The organism is Peptostreptococcus russellii (assembly GCF_003012055.1).
Classification (GTDB): Bacteria; Bacillota; Clostridia; order Peptostreptococcales; family Peptostreptococcaceae; genus Peptostreptococcus; species Peptostreptococcus russellii.
On sequence record NZ_JYGE01000004.1, the window covers coordinates 136,442 to 156,060 of the forward strand.

At 32.1% G+C, this 19,619-nt stretch carries 16 protein-coding genes and 1 tRNA gene; 3 read left to right on the forward strand and 14 right to left on the reverse strand.

Annotated features, from left to right (window positions below; all coding sequences use genetic code 11):
- Positions 1-5 precede the first annotated feature (5 nt).
- The 8 genes from rsxE to deoC form a co-directional block, all read right to left on the reverse strand.
- The gene (rsxE, locus tag UF10_RS05730; RefSeq protein WP_106776874.1) at positions 6-599 is read right to left on the reverse strand and encodes an electron transport complex subunit RsxE; all 594 of its coding nucleotides are present in this window, start codon (positions 597-599) and stop codon (positions 6-8) included.
- 14 nt (positions 600-613) lie between these two features.
- The gene (locus UF10_RS05735; RefSeq protein ID WP_106776875.1) at positions 614-1,180 is read right to left on the reverse strand and encodes an RnfABCDGE type electron transport complex subunit G; all 567 of its coding nucleotides are present in this window, start codon (positions 1,178-1,180) and stop codon (positions 614-616) included.
- Positions 1,180-2,166, reverse strand: coding sequence for an RnfABCDGE type electron transport complex subunit D (locus UF10_RS05740; RefSeq protein ID WP_207654577.1), 987 nt, complete (start codon positions 2,164-2,166; stop codon positions 1,180-1,182). The genes UF10_RS05735 and UF10_RS05740 overlap by 1 nt, the downstream gene beginning before the upstream one ends.
- Before the next feature lie 17 nt (positions 2,167-2,183).
- On the reverse strand, positions 2,184-3,527 hold the full coding sequence (gene rsxC, locus UF10_RS05745; RefSeq protein ID WP_106776877.1) for an electron transport complex subunit RsxC: 1,344 nt from the start codon (positions 3,525-3,527) through the stop codon (positions 2,184-2,186).
- A 326-nt stretch (positions 3,528-3,853) separates the two neighbouring features.
- A complete protein-coding gene (locus tag UF10_RS05750; RefSeq protein WP_106776878.1) occupies positions 3,854-5,155 on the reverse strand; it encodes a pyrimidine-nucleoside phosphorylase in 1,302 nt (433 codons plus the stop codon).
- A 301-nt stretch (positions 5,156-5,456) separates the two neighbouring features.
- On the reverse strand, positions 5,457-6,659 hold the full coding sequence (locus UF10_RS05755; protein WP_106776879.1) for a NupC/NupG family nucleoside CNT transporter: 1,203 nt from the start codon (positions 6,657-6,659) through the stop codon (positions 5,457-5,459).
- Between the two features lie 85 nt (positions 6,660-6,744).
- Entirely contained in the window at positions 6,745-7,932 is a 1,188-nt protein-coding gene (locus UF10_RS05760) for a phosphopentomutase (protein ID WP_106776880.1), read from the reverse strand.
- 90 nt (positions 7,933-8,022) lie between these two features.
- Entirely contained in the window at positions 8,023-8,691 is a 669-nt protein-coding gene (gene deoC / locus UF10_RS05765) for a deoxyribose-phosphate aldolase (protein ID WP_106776881.1), read from the reverse strand.
- A 436-nt stretch (positions 8,692-9,127) separates the two neighbouring features.
- Here deoC and UF10_RS05770 point away from each other — a divergent pair, with 436 nt between their 5' ends.
- Complete coding sequence (locus tag UF10_RS05770; RefSeq protein WP_106776882.1) at positions 9,128-9,922, forward strand: DeoR/GlpR family DNA-binding transcription regulator; 795 nt, start codon at positions 9,128-9,130, stop codon at positions 9,920-9,922.
- 260 nt (positions 9,923-10,182) lie between these two features.
- Here UF10_RS05770 and UF10_RS05775 read toward each other — a convergent pair whose 3' ends face one another.
- From UF10_RS05775 to polA, 6 genes are all read right to left on the reverse strand, one after another.
- Positions 10,183-11,010, reverse strand: coding sequence for a carbon-nitrogen hydrolase family protein (locus UF10_RS05775; RefSeq protein ID WP_106776883.1), 828 nt, complete (start codon positions 11,008-11,010; stop codon positions 10,183-10,185).
- 161 nt (positions 11,011-11,171) lie between these two features.
- A complete protein-coding gene (locus UF10_RS09355; RefSeq protein ID WP_242969064.1) occupies positions 11,172-12,959 on the reverse strand; it encodes an SH3 domain-containing protein in 1,788 nt (595 codons plus the stop codon).
- A 580-nt stretch (positions 12,960-13,539) separates the two neighbouring features.
- The gene (locus tag UF10_RS05785; protein ID WP_106776884.1) at positions 13,540-13,758 is read right to left on the reverse strand and encodes a heavy-metal-associated domain-containing protein; all 219 of its coding nucleotides are present in this window, start codon (positions 13,756-13,758) and stop codon (positions 13,540-13,542) included.
- A gap of 248 nt (positions 13,759-14,006) precedes the next feature.
- The gene (locus UF10_RS05790; RefSeq protein ID WP_242969065.1) at positions 14,007-14,501 is read right to left on the reverse strand and encodes a lytic transglycosylase domain-containing protein; all 495 of its coding nucleotides are present in this window, start codon (positions 14,499-14,501) and stop codon (positions 14,007-14,009) included.
- A 58-nt stretch (positions 14,502-14,559) separates the two neighbouring features.
- On the reverse strand, positions 14,560-15,204 hold the full coding sequence (gene coaE / locus UF10_RS05795; protein WP_242969066.1) for a dephospho-CoA kinase: 645 nt from the start codon (positions 15,202-15,204) through the stop codon (positions 14,560-14,562).
- A gap of 161 nt (positions 15,205-15,365) precedes the next feature.
- Entirely contained in the window at positions 15,366-18,017 is a 2,652-nt protein-coding gene (gene polA / locus UF10_RS05800; RefSeq protein ID WP_106776886.1) for a DNA polymerase I, read from the reverse strand.
- A gap of 229 nt (positions 18,018-18,246) precedes the next feature.
- Here polA and UF10_RS05805 point away from each other — a divergent pair.
- Both UF10_RS05805 and UF10_RS05810 read left to right on the forward strand, forming a co-directional pair.
- A tRNA-Leu gene (locus UF10_RS05805) sits at positions 18,247-18,330 on the forward strand.
- A 203-nt stretch (positions 18,331-18,533) separates the two neighbouring features.
- Positions 18,534-19,460: a selenium metabolism-associated LysR family transcriptional regulator gene (locus tag UF10_RS05810; protein WP_106776887.1), complete on the forward strand. Its 927-nt coding sequence runs from the start codon at positions 18,534-18,536 to the stop codon at positions 19,458-19,460.
- Positions 19,461-19,619 lie beyond the last annotated feature (159 nt).

Sequence of the window (19,619 nt, forward strand, 5' to 3'; positions counted from 1 at the left end):
CCCCTTTACGCCTTTTTCTTAGTCATCTTGTTGAATATAGCCATTAGGAATCCTAGAGTAAGGAACGCTCCTGGAGGAAGTATAAACAGTAATGTATTTACACTAGATGGTAAAAATACAAAACCAAATATGCTACCTGCACCAAGAATTTCTCTTACAGCACCTAATACTGTAAGGGCTATAGTAAATCCAAGACCCATACCTATACCATCCACAAACGATGCTGCTGGACCATTATTAAAAGCAAAACTTTCTGCTCTTGCAAGTATGATACAGTTAACAACGATAAGTGGTATATAAAGACCTAGGGCTTTGTCTAAAGCTGGCACATAAGCCTTTAACATCATCTGAACTATTGTAACGAAAGTAGCTATAACTACTACGAAACAAGGTATTCTTATTTTATCTGGAACAACTTTTCTTAGAAGTGATATTGCTAAGTTTGAACAAGCAAGAACCACTGCTGTAGAAAGACCCATACCTATACCATTTATTGCTGAGCTTGTAACGGCAAGTGTTGGACACATACCTATTACCTGTACGAAAGTAGGGTTCTCGTCAATTAGACCATTTTTAAATATTTTACCTAAATTACTCATATCTAACCCCCCTCTTATTTACTTAAAGACTCAAATACCTTAACTGCATCATTTACACCGCTAGTAACAGCCTTTGATGTAATTGTTGCACCAGATATTGCCTTAACTTCATTTTCACCTGGCGAACCACTCTTGATAACTTCTAGTTCCTTAGCTTCTTTACCTTTGTACTGACCATTAAATGCAGGATCAGCAGCCTTAGCACCTAGACCTGGAGTTTCTGTATTGTTACCAATATTTACTCCTGTTATCTTTCCGTCTTTACTAATACCTATAGTGATTTCGATTTCTCCGCCGTAACCTGATGGCTTAGACTTGATAGTGTAACCTACCTGATCTGAACCGTTACTTCCTTCGAATACTTCAGATATAGTAGCCGCCCCAGATGATTTATAAGAAGAACTTTCAACTTCCTTAAATTCTTTTGCTTCTGGAAGAACTTGTATTCTAGCTTCATTATTAGCTTTTTCATTACGCTGTTCTATAATAGGTGCAGTTATCTGGTCGGTACCAGCAAGTAGTAATGCAGAAACGGCACAAAACGCAAGTAGAGTTCCACCTATTTTAAACATACTATTCATTATTTACGCACCTCCCCAAATACTCTGTTATGTACATATTTGTCAATCAATGGTACTAGACAGTTGGCAAATAGTATAGAGTAAGATACACCTTCTGGGTAACCACCGTATAATCTTATACAAGTAGCTATTATAGCCGCAATTGCAGCGTATATTATCTGACCCTTCTTAGTCATTGGTGAAGTAGTGTAGTCTGTTAACATGAACATACCACCTAGAAGTAATCCACCTGCTAAAGTCTGGTATAAAGCAAACTCTGCATTGAATCCACCAAGTAAGAAAGTAAGTATAAATACTAAACCTATATATGTAACTGGCATTACATATGAAATGATACCTTTGTAAATTAGATATATACCACCAATTATTAGTAATAATGCGCAAGTTTCACCAACAGTACCGCCTATATTACCCATAAACATCTGACCTATAGATATACCAGCATCGTGTAGTTTATCAACTGCACCTGAGGATGTTCCCATACCTTCTGCTCCTGCTAGCTTCATATAGCTTAGTGGAGTTGCAGAAGTTACTGCATCAGGATTGCTTCCTGGCGCTAACCAAGTAGTCATAGCTACTGGGAAAGATGCCAATAAGAATGCTCTTCCTGCTAATGCTGGGTTAAGGAAGTTAAATCCTATACCACCAAATAACATCTTAACTACTACTATTGAGAATATTGACCCTAATATACACATCCATACAGGAAGACCTGCAGGAACGTTAAAAGCAAGTAGTAAACCTGTTACCACTGCTGATAAGTCATTAATAGTAGATTTCTTTTTAGTAATTTTGCAGTAGGCCCATTCTGAACCCACAGCACCAATAACGCAGGCTAAAATAGTAACTAAGCCACTTACTCTAAAATAGTACAAGCCAGCTAAAGTTGCTGGAAGTAGCGCTATTAAAACTTGCTTCATTATATATGAAGTATCTTCCTTACTCCTAATATGAGGTGAAGAAGATACTATCAACTTATTATCCATCACTCGTTCCCCCTCTATTATTTCTTTTGTGCCGCAGCAGCTTTTCTTCTCTTAGCACCGATTTCTCTCTTTGCCTGTCTGATTGAAGGTAATAAAAGTCTTCTTGAAGGACAGATATAAGAACATGATCCACATTCTATACAATCCATCGCTCTATGCTTTTCTGCTTCATCAAAATTATTTTTTAACGAATATGCACTTATGAATAATGGCTGAAGGAATGCAGGACATACGTCTGTACATCTTCCACACTTAATACAGTTCATTGGTTCTGGAGCTGTAGCCATTTCTTCATCCAAGATTAATATACCTGAAGAACCTTTATTAGTAGAAATATCATCTGTAAACTGTGCTAGACCCATCATCGGTCCACCTGCAATAAGCTTGCTGGCTTTCACACCTTCTTTTACACCGCCGCATTGCTCGATGATTTCACTAAACTTTGTACCTACTTTTGTTATTAAGTTTTTAGGTTCCTTGATACATGGACCTGTTATTGTAGTAATTCTTTCTACTAAAGGCATACCTTCCTTTATAGCTCTTGCTATAGCAGCAGATGTAGCTACGTTATCTACAACTGCGCCTGCAGCTATTGGAAGTGCACCTGAAGGAACTTCTCTACCTGTACAAGCATAGATTAATTGCTTTTCTGCACCTTCTGGATATTTAACCTGTAGGCTTACTACTTCGATTTCTGGGTATGCACTTGCAGCTTCAACCATATTCTTTATAGCTTCTGGTTTATTAACTTCTATACCTATGAAACCTTTCTTTACATCCAATACCTTCATCAAGACTCTTAATCCGTAGACAACTGTTTCTGGGTATTCTACCATCAATCTATCATCTGCTGTTAGATATGGCTCACACTCAGCACCATTTAGTATTACGTATTCTGCCTTTGAATCTGGCGGAGGAGATACCTTAACGTGGTTTGGGAAAGTTGCACCACCCATACCAACTATGCCGGCCTCCTTAATAATAGCAACAATTTCTTCTCTTGATAAGTCTTCTATTTCACCATGTGGTTTAACGTTTTCATGTAGTTCTTCCTTAAAATCATTTTCAATAACTACACACATAGCAGTACCACCTGGTACGCCGCATTCCTTAATGGCCTTCACGACACCAGATACTGATGAATGAATATTCGAAGATACAAACCCTTGAGCTTCACCAATTTTTTGACCTAACTTTACTTCATCCCCAACTTCTACGATACACTTTGCTGGTGCACCGATATGTTGTTGAAGAGGAATATAAACAGTCGCAGGAGCTTTTGCTCTCTCAATTGGTTTTTTGTTTGCGTACTCTTTTCCATATGGAGGATGTATACCTCCCTTAAAAGTTAAGAGTTTCATCATGTTACCTCCTATTCATAACTAATATTTACTTTTTCCTCTATACTAGTATACAACATTTATGTGTATAAATCTATATTTTTATATCATATTTAATATGTCTGCTATTGTCTTTTTTTTGACTAATTATATTTTTTATTAATTGAGAATATTAATTTCATAACATATCCTATAATTAAGATTAATTTATTATAATTAATTAATCTTTTCCTATATATTATGAATATTTATAAAAAAATAAGAGTCTTTATAACTTTATAAAGACTCTTATCCTATGTATTTTATTTATTTAATGAGTATGTTATTAAATATACAATGCGATGATCTTACTTTAATATCTCTTCAACTATAGGTATAGCATCTACTGGAGTTTCTGAGTATATAAATGTATCATAGAAGTGCTCTATCCATTCTGGCTTCAACTCTTCATCATGATATACAGTACACAATAAATCTCCCTGTGCTATCTTGTCACCCTTCTTTGAGTTCATCTTTAGACCAACTGCATAGTTTATAGGATCTTCCTTAGTAGCTCTACCTGCTCCTAGGTGCATAGCTAAGATACCTAATTGCTGAGAGTGTATATTGCTTATATAACCAGCTTCTTTTGCCTTCATTTCAGTTACAAACTTAGACTGTGGAAGTAACTTTGTATTCTTTATTTGTTCTACATTTCCACCCTGTGCTTCTACCATTTGTAGGAACTTTTCATAAGCTCTACCTGAAGATATAGCTTCTTCTAGCATTTTTCTAGCTTCTTCCTTAGTGTTAGCTACATTACCCTGCATCAACATTATTTCACCTGCACACATACAAAGTTCAGTAAAGTCCTTAGGACCTTCTCCCTTTATTGTTTCTACAGCTTCTTCAACTTCTAAAGCATTACCTATAGTATTTCCTAGAGGCTGATTCATATCTGTAATCATAGCCATAGTATTTCTTCCTAGTCTATTTCCTATAGAAATCATTGCAGTTGCAAGCTTCTTAGCATCTTCTACAGTATGCATAAATGCACCTTCACCATACTTAACATCTAAAAGTATAGTATTTGATCCTGAGGCCAACTTCTTTGACATAATTGATGAAGCTATTAGTGGTATAGCGTCTACTGTGGCTGTAACATCTCTAAGTGCATAAAGCTTCTTGTCAGCAGGAACTAATTCACCAGTCTGACCTATAATAGCTAGACCTATTTCACTTACCTGCTTCTTAAATTCTTCTTCTGTAAGGAATATATTGAAACCTTCTATTGACTCTAGCTTATCAAGAGTACCACCAGTATGTCCTAGTCCTCTTCCTGACATCTTAGCCAATTTAAGACCACAAGCTGATACCATAGCTCCTAGTGCTAGAGAAGTCTTATCACCTACTCCACCAGTTGAATGCTTATCTGCCTTTATTCCAGGGATACTTGATAGATCTATTACATCTCCACTGTTCATCATGGCTTCAGCTAGTGTAGCTGTTTCTTCTTCACTCATTCCGTTGAATAGTATCGCCATCAATAAAGCACTTATCTGATAATCAGGTATACTTCCATCAGTTACACCATCTATCCAAAACTGTATTTCTTCCTTTGTTAATTCTTGATTAGTTTTCTTCTTTTCTATTATATCTAAAAATCTCATATTATTATGTACTGGTTTCCCAGTCTCCTTTCAAATGTATATATTTTAAGCATTTCTGCTTTTTCTAAAGCAATTATTTTGTGTATAAAATAAATTTATACTATTATTCTTTATAGCTATTTTTAGTCTATAAAGCAGACTAAATAGCTATTTATTTAACATCTATAAATTCATCAAACCTAGACTAAAAAGCTAGGTTTGATATTTTATAACTACTATTTATTTATATTTTAATCATTATTTTAAGTCAATTATCATTATAACAATCTATATTATCTTAAATAATTATAGAATTTTTTTATTATATAAGCATCAATAAACCAACTATCAATGAAGATAGTAAACTCACACTAAATCCGCCTATCATACCTCTAACCCCAAGTCTTGCCAATGTAGACTTTTTCTCTGGGCAAAGTATAGCTATTCCTGATACACACATACCTATACTACCAACATTTGCAAAACCAGCCAATGATATACAAAGCATTAAAGCAGTTCTTTGATCTAGTGTAGATAGTATTGGAGCTAGTTTACCATAAGCAACAAATTCATTCAATACTAACTTACTACCTAGTAATTCTCCTGCCTTTAGTATATTTGGCCCATCAAGTCCCATAAGATATCCTATTGGTGCAAATATATAAGAAAGTATTCCTTCTAGAGAAAGACCAAAGTTACCTAGTATACCATTTATTAATGCTATCATAGATATAAATGCTATTAAAGCTGCACCTATTGCAAATGCCATCTGCATACCGTCCATAGCACCTGCTGAAAGAGCATCTATAACATTTTCATTGTCACCTTTTCTATCCATAGATACTTCGCCTATCTCATTCACTTTTTCAGTCTGAGGGCAAATTATTTTAGATATAACTACTGACCCTACTGGAACCAATGTAGAAGCAATTAATAGTGCTTCCATAGGAATACCCAAAGCTGCATATCCAGCTATTATACTTACTGACATACTACCCATACCAGAAACAAGTACAAGCATTATCTCACTATCTGTCATATAGTTCAGATATTTACTTACCAATATTGGTGAGTCTGTCTGACCTAAGAACATATTGGCTACTGCTACGAAACTCTCAACTTCAGAAGTCTTAAATATCTTACCAAGTACCCAACCTAGCTTTGAAACAATAAATCCTAATATACCTAAATAATACAATACTGCTACCAAACCAGATATAAATACTATATTACCTAGTGTCTGGAATGCAAATATAAATCCTGTAGGTGCACTTGGAAGTCCCAAAGATCCAAATACGAACTGAATTCCTTCACTACCATAGCTCAACACCTTTGCAACGCCGTCGCTGACTTTTGCTATTACTACTCTACCTGCTGGAACTTTTATTATCAAAGCAGCTATTATAAACTGTGCAATAAAAGCTTTTAACACTTGCTTTTTGTCAACAGCTTTTCTATTATGCGAGACTAAAAACATTACAGCGATAACTAAAACAATACCTAATATGTTTAATAAAACCTTCATAAAACCTCCTGATATTTGTAATTACAATTATTTATAATTCAACAAATACCTTTTTTTTATTTTTAAAGGACTAACCTTTAATTAATTAAATTTCAAGCTCTTTTAAAAAGCTCTTGCCAGAAAAATCTCCTGCCGTATTAAATATGTCGGCGATTGTCTTCGCTATATCTGAGAAACTATCTCTAGTCTTAAGATCTACGCCTTCTTTTATATTATTACCAAATATCAACATTGGTGTATGCTCTCTAGAATGATCAGTACTTGGAGTAGATGGGTCACATCCGTGATCCGCTGTAATAATCAATACATCCTCATCTCTCATTTTATCTAACATTTGACCTAACTGTATGTCAAAGTCTGTTGATGCCTGAGCATATCCTTCTATATCATTTCTATGACCATACTTCATATCAAAATCTACAAGATTTACAAAGCATAAACCTTCAAAATCCTTATCCATCAAATCTAAGGTAACATTCATACCATCAGTATTGTCTTTTATTCTGTTAGTTGACTGTATTGATTTACCTGCAAATATGTCATATATTTTTCCTACACCTATAGTATCTAGACCTGCATCTACTAATTCATCCATTATAGTCTTTCCTGGAGGAAGCAATGAATAGTCATGTCTATTTGGAGTTCTTGTGAACTTTCCTTCTTCTCCAATGAAAGGTCTAGCTATAACACGTCCTGCACCTAGTCTTTCACCTGTTAATAGCTCTCTTGCTATTTCACAGTAACTATAAAGTTCTTTGACACTTACTATATCTTCATGAGCTGCTATTTGAAATACTGAGTCGGCTGAAGTATATACAATTAAGTCCCCTGTTTCCATATGATGCTTACCATAATCTCTTATTACATCTGTTCCTGAATAAGGCTTATTGCAAATACACTTTCTTCCTGTTCTCTTTGAAAACTCCTCTAAAAAGTCTTCTGGAAAACCATTTGGAAATGTTGGAAGCGGGCTATTTGATATTATTCCTGCTATCTCCCAATGTCCAATCGTTGTATCTTTTCCCTTAGAAGCTTCCTTCATTCTTGCAAAGCTTCCTATAGGAGATTCTATCTCTCTATCTAGTTCTACACCTTCTATGTTAAATAGTCCTAGCTTCTGTAAATTTGGAGTATTGTATCTTTCTGACTTTACTATAGCTCCTAAAGTATTACTTCCTTCATCACCATATTCTTTTGCATCGGGCAATTCCCCAATTCCAAAACTATCTAGAACTATAAGAAATACTCTCTTAATGTTTTCATTTCTTGTCATACTATATTGAACAATCTAAGTTTTTAAGATTATTCTCCTCCCTTCAATCATTTTTATAAAATAAATACATAAAAACGCTAATTTTTTATTTTAATATTCTCCGTTAGTATCCATTCCCTTAAGCATCTTAACAGCTGAGCTAGTACCTATTCTGTCACAACCAGCTTCTAAGAAGTTAATTAAATCTTCTACTGACTTAACTCCACCAGCTGCCTTCATCTTAACGTCTGGTCCGATGTGCTTTTTAAATAAAAGTATATCTTCCATAGTTGCTCCAGCTGTACCAAAACCTGTAGAAGTCTTGATATAATTTGCTTTTGCATTAGTTACAGCCTTACACATTGCTATCTTTTCTTCTTCATTTAAATAACAAGTTTCTATTATAACCTTAAGTATTTTATCTCCACAAGCCTTCTTTAAAGTTCTTATTTCTTCTTCAACCTTGTCATAATCACCATTTTTAACATCAGATATATTTACAACCATATCTATTTCACCTGCACCATTTGCAAATGCATCTTCAATTTCCTTAACTTTTGATCCAGTTGAATTATATCCTAAAGGAAAACCAACTACTGTACATACATTTAGCTTATCCCCGTACTTTTCTTTTATTCTCTTTATGTATGCTTGAGGCACACACACAGATGCAGTCTTATTTTCTACAGCTTCATCACAAAGTGACTGAATATCCTCCCAAGTAGAAAATGCCTTTAATAGTGTATGGTCTATGTGACTTAATATTTCTTCCTTATTCATTTAATTCTCCTCCTGAACACCTAATAAATGTTTGTATTTCAACAGTAATGCTTTCTAGTGCAAACATCTAAATGAGTTTATGTAAATGTTTTCACACCTTTTTTTATTTTATAAATATATATTTAAGCTTTTATTTTTTTACTTCATCAAACTAAAGTACTATTTTCCCAAACTTTATATGGTATATAATTATTTTATTTAGTATTTCAATAGATTAATTTCTTAATCTATCCTTAATAATACACTTCGATAAAGGCTTTGTCAATATATTTTTGTGTGAACTTTAACATTTTTTTCATTAAATTTTCTATTTTAGGAACTTTTTTCACAAAAAGTAATACAACTATAACAAATTATGTTATAATTGTATTGACTTTTTAATAATATTGATGAAATAAAATTAAAATATTAAGCAAAATTGCGAGGGGGATATAATTTGTCTAAAAAAGAAGACAGGCTAAATAAAATAATCTCTATATTAAAAAAATCAAATGGTGCTTCTGTAAAAGAACTTGCCAGTGAATTTGATGTTTCAGAAATGACTATTAGAAGAGATTTAAAAGAATTAGAAGAGAAAAACATTATAGATAACTTTTATGGTGCAGCAGTATTTAATCCTAGAGAGGACAACCCTATAACTTTCGCCGATAAAAACGAATTCAACTATACTATTAGCGAAAATTCACATTTAATGGATTTTGAAAAAAATAAGATTGGTAAAAAGGCTGTTGAGATGATACAAGAGGGCGATGTAGTAGCAATTGATGTGGGTACTACAACAGAAAAGCTCACTCAAAATATACCTACTGACCTTGATTTTACAGCAGTTATTTTCAGTGCAAATAATCTTATACATCTGCTAGCTAGACCAAATGTAAAGATTGTTATGCCAGGTGGAGAATTTCATAGGGATACAGGTATGTTTGAATCCTCAGAAGGACTTGCTATTATTGAAAACACCAGAACTACAAAGTTGTTTTTATCTGCTGCAGGCATACATGAGAGATTGGGCATAACTTGTGCTTACTCATATGAAGTTGCAATTAAAAAGAGTGTGATAAAGAACTCACTAGAAGTTATTTTACTTGCTGACTCTAGTAAATTTTCAAATATTTCACCAGCTTTTATTTGTAATTTAGACTGTGTTGACAAGGTAATTACTGATTCACTCATAAATGAAAAATGGGTAAAACTTCTTAAGGAAAAAGGTATAGAACTTATAATCGTATAAATTAAATTTTACAATAAAAAACCCAAGAGACTTTTTTGTCTTTTGGGTTTTTTGTCTTTTTTTATTCTTAACTCTATATTCTTTATGTTATAAAATTAAATTTATAAATTTTTAAATGTATTTAAGCTAATATCTATAAGCTAGTGAAAGCTTCCTAGTGACTATAGTCTAATAAAACTGTAAAGCAGTAACACTTCTATTAATTACAGGCTAACAAAACTGTTTTAATAAAAGTAAATTAAAATTATAAATATATAAAACTAATCTAGCAAATCTAATCTATATTTGTCTTTTCTCAAATGTTTCAATAGAGGCAATTCTTTTCTTGTTTTTTCTAGCTCTTCCAAGTTAATCTCAGAATATAAAATACCTTCTTCTATACCAGCACAGGCTAGCACTTTTCCCCAAGGATTTACTACCATAGAATTTGCATAGGAAATATATGATGAGCTTTCATCTCTAGCTGGAGCTGCAGCAACCATGTATACTTGATTATCTACTGCTCTCATCCTTACAGATATCTCCCAGTGAGCTGGGCCAGTTGTCATATTAAAGGCTGCTGGCAATAAAATCAATTCTGCTCCCATCATAGATAATGCCCTAAAATACTCTGGAAATCTAATATCATAGCAAATTCCTATACCAATCTTTCCAAGATCTGTATCAACAACAGTGAAATCATCTCCTGGAGTTAATACATCACTTTCCTTAAACTTTTGACCACCTTCAATATTTATATCAAATAAATGCATTTTTCTATGCCTAGCTATAAGTTCTCCTTCTCTATTATAAAAATATGAAGTATTATATATTTTCCCATCTGATTTTTCAGGAATTGATCCTGCCAATAGATATATACTAGATTCCTTTGCAACAGACATCATAGCCTTGGAACATTCTCCTGGAAACTCTTCTGCATATACAGAAAAACATTTATTGTCATATGGACACATAAATATTTCTGGGAGAACTACTAAGTCTGCCCCATTTTTTGCAGCTTGTCTAATCATTGAAACTGCCTTTTTGATATTTTCATCTTTATTATCAGATACATTCATCTGAACTATCCCAACTTTAAATTTCCTCATGATATGCCTCCCTAAATTATGATTTCTTATCTATATTCTAATCCAAATTCCAGTATTTATCCACATTTTTACTGTCTTTTCCACATTTTCCATTTATTTTTTTATAATAAAAATAGCACTACAGAAAATCCGTAATGCTATATAATATTCTTCATTTTTAATTAAGCAAATCTTCTTGCTCCTAGGCACTTAACCCACTTCTCTGAAAGATTAGATATCTTAACATATTCTGGATTAGATGCACTACCACTAGCATGTATAAACTTACCATTACCTAAATATATACCAACGTGGCTAGTTCTTCCTCCACCCATAGTATCAAAGTATAGCAAATCCCCTGCCTTAGCATTGCTCATAGAAACTGCTGAACCAGCATTTGCCTGATCTCTAGATACTCTTGGTATATTTATACCTAAAGCATTTTTATAAACATACTGAGTAAAGCCTGAACAGTCAAATCCAGCTGTAGTTGTTCCACCCCATGAATATTTTACTCCTAATAAAGACGTAGCAGTATCTACAACCTTCTTTGAAGATCCACTTGCATTATTATCAGGCTTTTCTTCAGGTTTATTGTTTTCATTCTGACCGTCTTCCTTTATATTACCAGAGCCATTATTATTGTTATTATTATTTTCAGGATTGCTTGGTGTAGTCTTTGTTATATATCCAGCACCAACATAACCTATCTGTCCATTTTCAAGCTTAACCTTATACCAACCATTTTCTTCTCCAATAATGTTAACTATTGAATTGTGATTTAAAGTTGTTATTACAGATGTATTAGTACCTGCACCTGATCTTACTCTTAAACCAACAGTACTATTTACCTTACCCTGATTAGAGTTTTGCTTATCTTGTTCCTTGTTATAATCAATTAAGTTTGTATTATCCTGTTCAACAGTCATATCAATATACTTACCATTAGCCCATCCAGTTGTTCCGTCATTTAATAGTACCTTTACCCAACCGTTTGGATTTCTTTCAAGTACCTTGAATATTTCACCTCTATAAATAACACCAGAAACACCATTAGAAACTGAAGGACCTACTCTTACATTAAGAAAATCTGTAGAAGTTACCTTTCCATTAGTTTCTTTTTCACGCTGATCTGTCTTATTATTATTAAGTACATCTTCTGTTGATGTCTTATCTTCTGTTTTTACTGTTTCATTTTCCTTATTTGCTTCTTCATCTCCAGATACATAATATCCACTTATCCATCCAATTTGTCCACTTTCAGTCTGAACCTTTGTCCAGCCATTCTTTCTTTCTAATACTGTCAGCTTTTCTCCAGCTTTCAGTTCCATTATCTTTCCAGAAGTTACATCTGCTTCTTCTCTAAGATTAGTAGACGTAGTTGTCTGTGGAGTCTTATCTTCTGTAGCATTTGTTTCTACAGCTGCATCTGTCTTTATATTTTTAACTGCTTCTGTGTCTGCATTTTTGTCTTCATTTGTATTTGTTATATCTGCATTTTCATTAGCAGCATTTTTGTCTTCATTTGTATTTGTTATATCTGCATTTTCATTAGCAGCATTTTTGTCTTCATTTGTATTATTAGTATTAACACTCTCATCTATCTTATTTACTTCTTCACTTGCAGCTGCTTCTTCATTTGTAGCTACTGCATTTCCATTTGTTGTCTTTACATTATTTGTCTCTTGTGTTGGAAATTCTGAAACATTATTTAAAGTAGAGTTTGTGTTTACACTTGTCGCTTCTCTAGTAGTATTTGTTTCTGTAGCTGTTACTGTCTTTACATTATTTTCTGTAACTGCATCTGACGTTTGAAGTTCTGAGACTTTATTTGAAGTTGCATTTTCCTGTGCATCTTTGTGGTTAATAGTTGTAGTTGCCTCTGTCGCCTGTTCCATAGCGCTAGCATTTGAAACCGATATGGCTACAGCTGCTGCACTTAACCCTAATACTGTAATTGCTTTATTCATCTAATTCTCACCTCTCGTAATTTTCTTTCTATTATCATATTTATAGTAACTAATTTAGACCCAAATTATTTGTCACTATTTTTAAATTTTTATTTTTTAAATTCATGTTTTCAACTCTTAAATTTATATCACATTCTTATAATACATCATTTGATTACAGTTTGTAAAGCTTTTTTTTGAAAAAATGTCATTTTATATCATATTTCTGTAACTTTTGTACCCCATTTTGTAACCTTTTGCTCTATCAAGCACCTTGTTTTTGTTACTTTTTTGTAACCATGCTGTTTTCAGCTAAATTATTTTTTAATTTTCACTTAAATGTTCACTATAATTTTTATTATCCACTATATATCTGCTATTTAGAATATTACATAGTTTATTTTATTAATTTTTTTATTTATAGTTTTATAAAAATCCAGTAATCTTTTGTCTTTCTAATAAAAACACGGTTGTTACTATTATGTAACAACCGTGTAACTTTTACCATTATACTCTTTTTTATAGCAATCAATCAATAGTTTTTTTGATTATTTTTTAAAAATATCAAAATTTCTATCTATCTTCACAAAAGTATATACTATTATATAGATTTTATTTCTTTTAATTCAAATCCCAATTCTTCGACAGCTTCTTTTAAAATACTATCTTCTATATTACTATCCATTTTTATATCTGCGTATCCTCCATCTAGATTAATCTCTATAACTTCTATACCGTCGACATCTTCTGTAAGCACAGCATTTAATCCTTTTACACAGTTTGCACAGTGCATTCCTTCTATTACAAGTCTCTTCTTCATTATAACATCTCCTTTTATTAAAATAGAATTTAACTAGATCCTAACAAGGGTTACTAATAACCACTATCATTAGTTTATCATATCATAAATTATTTTTCATCTTTAATTTATCATAGAGATGATTATTTTTTATAACTAACATTTTAGCTAGCCTTAGCTATTTAAAAGCCTTTCATAATAATTTTAGATATTTTTTCTAATTTTATATTCTATTCTAATGTATACCCGAAAATTATCTGGAATATAGACTATCTATTATACAACTCTTTATATTTTCTATAGTTTTTCAAAACTTTCTCAGTATATTGAGATGTTTCTTTAAAAGGAATACTTTTTAGGGACTTGCCATCATTACTATATTTTGGTGATTTTAGCCATTTTCTAACATTTCCTGAACCACCATTATAAGCACTTATAACTAAATGCAAATCTCCATCAAACTCTTTTTCAAGCCTACTCAAGTACCACGTACCTATCATTATATTAGTTTCTGGATTATGTATATCTACATTTCCATTGATTTTAAGTTCTTTTGCGGCCCAAGAAGCTGTAAGATTTGTTATTTGCATCAAGCCTGAAGCCCCTTTTCTAGATACAGCATCTGGATTAAATTTGCTTTCTGTTTTTATTACACTATAGACCAAGTATTTATCCACATTGTACTTTTCAGAATAGTGCTCAACATAATTAGAATATTCTATAGGATAAAACCTTCTCTCAATACTTTCATAGTTTACGCACAAGACAAGAATCAATAATAAAATTGAGATCAGAGTGACTTTATTGCGTATATTTTTCAAGCTATATTCCTCCGCCTTCTAACATCCATGCCCTAATCTTAAGCATGAGCTTTATAACATTGTCCTTTAAATCTTCTCTCGTGTAGGAATTATCTATTATATAATCTGCACGCTTTATCTTCTTTTCCTGACTCATCTGACTGTTTATTCTTTTAGTTGCTTCATCTTTTGATAGATTATCTCTAAGCATTACCCTTTTAAGCTGCTCTTTCTCATCACAATAGACTACAATCACTTTGTCCACCATATCTTCAAATCCAGCTTCATAAAGCAACGCTGCATCAACTACAGCAATTTCATTTTTTTCTTGATATTTAGACAAACGTTCTTCTATAATAGATTTTATTTTTTTGTGAGTTATTTGGTTTAATTTTTTTAGTTTATCCTCATTATAGAAAACCAACTCACCTAGCTTTTTTCTATTTATTTCGCCATTATCTATTGCATCATAAAAAAACTTTCTCATTTCCATCATAACATCTTCATTCTTATATATTTCTCTAGATATTAAATCCGCATCTATTATATGAATTCCACGCTTTTCTAGTTCTTTGGAAACACTGCTCTTTCCACAAGCTATATTGCCTGTCAAGCCTATCTTTAACACTCTTTCATCCCCGCCCAATTCACTTTTTATTTTATTCAAATAGCAAAGCCATCTTTGAGAGCAAGGTATAATTCTCTAATTATTCTAATTAAAGAAGCTTTATACATTACTTTTTAAAAATGGCTAGTCAACTATAGAATACTTCTATTATTATATCAAATCTTTCTCATATTTTTTAGTATTTTAGTAATTTTTATTATTTATTTTGTTTCATACCAAGATTCACCGACATTTAAATCTACATCTAAATGAACCTTAAGATTTACTGCATTTTCCATTTCAGATTTCAATAATTCTACAACCCTGTCAATCTCTTGCTCACTAGCTTCAACTATCAACTCATCATGCACTTGAAGAATAAGCTTAGATTCTAATTCTTCTTCTTTTAATCTATTATATACATTTACCATAGCAATCTTTATTATATCAGCTGCACTGCCCTGTATAGGAGCATTCATAGCAGCCCTCTTGCCTCTATTTTTATCTATAAAGTTGCTAGACTTGATTTCAGGTATATATCTTCTTCTGTTAAACATAGTTGTTGAATATCCCTTTTCTTCTGCTGAAGATACTATATAATCCATAAATCCCTTTATTCTTCCATACTTGGCAAAGTAACTAGCAATATAATCTTTGGCCTTTTTTTGTGATATTCCTAAATCCTTTGCTAGACCAAAATCACTCTTTCCGTAAATAATCCCAAAGTTTACTGCCTTGGCTGCACTTCTAAGCTCAGGAGTTACGTCTTCAGAGTTTACCCCAAACACTTGTGATGCTGTTTTTCTATGTATATCCTCTCCACTTTCAAAGGCTTCTATCATATGTTCATCTTCACTCATATGAGCCAATACTCTTAATTCTACCTGAGAGTAGTCGGCATCAACTAGCTTTTTACCTTCTTCAGATATAAATACTTTTCTAATTTGTCTTCCCATAGATGTTCTTACAGGTATGTTTTGCATATTAGGATCAGTTGATGATATTCTCCCTGTAGTCGCTATAGTTTGATTAAATGAAGAATGTATTCTGCCATCTATAGGATTTACCAGTGACTTAATTCCATCTATATATGTAGACTTTAATTTTACTACACTTCTATACTCTGTGATTAAGTCTATTATTGGATGCTTATCCCTAAGCTTTTCCAAAACTTCTGCATTTGTAGAATATCCCGTCTTTGTTTTTTTAATTACTGGAAGCTCTAGTTTTTCAAACAAAACTACACCTAGTTGCTTAGGAGAATTCACATTGAACTCCTCACCTGAGTATTCAAATACTTTTTTTTCTGTAGTTTTTATAATTTCATCAAACTCAGCTCCGAGACTATCTATTATATCTTTATCTGTATAAATTCCTTCATACTCCATATCTCCAAGGACTTCTATTAAAGGCATTTCTACATCATAAAAAAGCATCTCCATATCATCGTCTTTAATTATTTGCTTCATCTTATCAATCACATTTATTACAGTATTTATCATTCCCTCTGCATATTGATCTAGCTTTTCTACTTCCACATCTGGATAATCAACTGCCTTTGCTCCCTTACCCAATAATTCTTCTTTTGAAGTAACCTTTTTATACAAATATTTATTTGCTATTATATCAAAGTCATATGATGTTGATGATTTTGAGTCTATAATATACTCTGCAATAGATACATCAAATGCCATTGGATCTAATTCAATGCCATAAGGACGAAGTGCAATATAATCTTGCTTTAGCTCATATCCTATCTTTTCTATATTAGAATCTTCTAATACTTCTTTTATCTTTAATATATCATCTCCGTCTAAATAGTATATTAGCTTTGCATCCAGAGATAGATATGTCTTATATATATTTTTTTCTAATATATTTCCAGCCTTAGAGAAAGTCTTTATACAAAGTCTAGAACTCTTTTTTGCATCCTCTATAAACTTATCTATATTTTCAAGCTTTCTTATATCAATAGCCTCTTCTTCTATATCTTCATTTGATAGCTCACTAACTCTCGAAATTAGACTAGTAAACTTCAACTCTTGAAATTCCTTTATTATATCTGAAAGTTCAAAATCTCCAAACTCCATACTATCAATATCAAAATCTATAGGAACATCTCTTATTATTGTAGCAAGATCTTTACTCATTATAGCTTCTTTTTGATTTTCTTCAACCTTTTTCTTCTGTGCTCCCTTTAATTGATCTATATTATCCAATACACCTTCAACACTTCCGTATTTTGTTAAAAGCTTAATTCCCGTCTTTTCACCAACACCTGGTATTCCCGGAATATTGTCTGACTTATCTCCCATCAATCCCTTAAGATCAATAAATTGACTTGGAGTGAGACCATATCTTTCCATAACTGTCTCTGTATTGTACTCTTCTACCTCAGCTATTCCCTTTTTGGTAATCAGTACAGTTGTGTCATCTGATGCTAGCTGTATTGCATCTTTATCACCAGTTACTATATATACCTTGTATCCATTCTCTTGTCCTTCTAGCGATAGTGTTCCTAGAATATCATCTGCTTCATACCCTTCTATTTCTTTTCTATCTATATTCATCTTATCCAAAACATTCTTTAAAGGCTGCATTTGCATAGCAAGTTCTGATGGCATTTTTTTTCTACCTGCCTTGTAATCATCGTATGCCTTATGCCTAAAAGTTGGCGCCTTCAAATCGAAAGCAACAGATATATGAGTTGGTTTATAATCTTTTATCATCTTAAACATCATTGTTAAAAATCCATAAATTGCATTAGTCTGAAGTCCTTCTCCATTATCCATAGGCGGAAGTGCAAAAAATGCCCTATTTATAATAGAATTTCCATCAATTAATAGTAATATTTTATTTTCTTTATTTGTCATAATTTTCCCCATTTCCTTAGTTTTTATCTTTTTATATTATCATCTCTTAAATCTATCAACTAGATTATACCACAAATAATACTCATTGAATTTTTAAATTCTTTTTTAGTTTCTATCTTGTTTTTTTAAAAAAAGTATGATATTATATTACATGTACTTAGAAGTACTTAATTTTTTAGTGTTTTCCGCTATTTTATAAATTTTTTTATGAAAAACACAATTTAAATAAGCCGCTATGGCGGAATTGGCAGACGCACAGGATTCAAAATCCTGCGGTAGCAATATCGTGCCGGTTCGACCCCGGCTAGCGGCATTTATTACCAAAGCCATAAGGGAAGAGTTCTTTCTTTATGGCTTTTGTTCTGTATAATTATAATTTTTACCAAAATATGCTTTTAAAAGTATTTAACTTTTAGTATTATATATATTAATAGAAGAAAACTATTATTAACATTTTGTTTATCTATGAATATATAGTATAATTGTACTATAATATAATTTTATGGAGGTATACTAATGGATATAAAACAACTGGAAGTTTTTGTTGCTGTAGCTAAGCATAAAAGTTTCTCAAAGGCAGCTAGGGAACTTTTTCTAACACAGCCAACTGTTAGTTCACATATTCAAAATCTGGAAAGTGAAATGCAGACAGTGTTGTTAAATAGAAATAACAAAACAATAACTCTTACAGATTCGGGCAATATTCTTTACAATCATGCAATTGTTATATTGAATGACTGTAAAAAGGCAGTGTATGATATAAAGGAATACTCAGGTAGAATTGAAGGCAGTTTAAATATTGTTTGTAGCTCCATTCCTGAGACATACATATTTCCAAAGTTTCTAAGTAACTTCTGTGACAGGTATCCTAATATAACTTTTACAATTAATCATTGTAATTCAAATCTAGTTATACCTGAAATTTTAAGTGAAAGAGTTACTTTTGGTATAGTAGGCTCTAAACTCAAACATCCTCACATCGAATACTCTGACTTTATAAATGATGAGTTGCTTCTTATATGTCCAAATGACTGTAAATTAGATGTAGATCAGGACGGATATATTGATATAGAGAATCTTAAAAAATTAACTTTTCTTATGAGAAAAGAAGGATCTGGAACTAGAAATGTCATTGTCAAAACTTTAAATTCGAGTCCAGTAACCTTCTCTAGCCTTAAGGTTAGAGCTAATGTAGAGTCAAATGATGCTATTATTCAAATGGTAAAAGAAGGGCTAGGATGCTCATTTGCATCTCAAATATCTGTACAAGATATGATTGATAGAAATGAACTAAAGGGGTATAGAATAAAGGGATATAAGTTTGATAGAAACTTCTATTTTCTATTCTCGAAAAAAAAGGTGTTTACTCCAACGGAGAAAAAATTTCTGGAGTTCTTTGAAGAGTTCTATGGCATAAGTATCAATGAAGATACTTCTTTGTAAATACTTATTTTAGATTTTTTTAAAACAAATTATCTACATTTTAATATGTAGAGTTTTATAGTGTATTTTAACTAAATATTTTTTAATAAAAAGCCACATTATGCGTAAGTAGTATTTTCAATACTCTTTATGCATAATGTGGCTTTTTAGTTTATTTTT

Coding starts and splice junctions, on each gene's coding strand:
- rsxE (WP_106776874.1), bottom strand. CDS start 599: ATGAGTAATTTAGGTAAAATATTTAAAAATGGTCTAATTGACGAGAAC.
- UF10_RS05735 (WP_106776875.1), bottom strand. CDS start 1,180: ATGAATAGTATGTTTAAAATAGGTGGAACTCTACTTGCGTTTTGTGCC.
- UF10_RS05740 (WP_207654577.1), bottom strand. CDS start 2,166: ATGGATAATAAGTTGATAGTATCTTCTTCACCTCATATTAGGAGTAAG.
- rsxC (WP_106776877.1), bottom strand. CDS start 3,527: ATGAAACTCTTAACTTTTAAGGGAGGTATACATCCTCCATATGGAAAA.
- UF10_RS05750 (WP_106776878.1), bottom strand. CDS start 5,155: ATGAGATTTTTAGATATAATAGAAAAGAAGAAAACTAATCAAGAATTA.
- UF10_RS05755 (WP_106776879.1), bottom strand. CDS start 6,659: ATGAAGGTTTTATTAAACATATTAGGTATTGTTTTAGTTATCGCTGTA.
- UF10_RS05760 (WP_106776880.1), bottom strand. CDS start 7,932: ATGACAAGAAATGAAAACATTAAGAGAGTATTTCTTATAGTTCTAGAT.
- deoC (WP_106776881.1), bottom strand. CDS start 8,691: ATGAATAAGGAAGAAATATTAAGTCACATAGACCATACACTATTAAAG.
- UF10_RS05775 (WP_106776883.1), bottom strand. CDS start 11,010: ATGAGGAAATTTAAAGTTGGGATAGTTCAGATGAATGTATCTGATAAT.
- UF10_RS09355 (WP_242969064.1), bottom strand. CDS start 12,959: ATGAATAAAGCAATTACAGTATTAGGGTTAAGTGCAGCAGCTGTAGCC.
- UF10_RS05785 (WP_106776884.1), bottom strand. CDS start 13,758: ATGAAGAAGAGACTTGTAATAGAAGGAATGCACTGTGCAAACTGTGTA.
- polA (WP_106776886.1), bottom strand. CDS start 18,017: ATGACAAATAAAGAAAATAAAATATTACTATTAATTGATGGAAATTCT.
- UF10_RS05810 (WP_106776887.1), top strand. CDS start 18,534: ATGGATATAAAACAACTGGAAGTTTTTGTTGCTGTAGCTAAGCATAAA.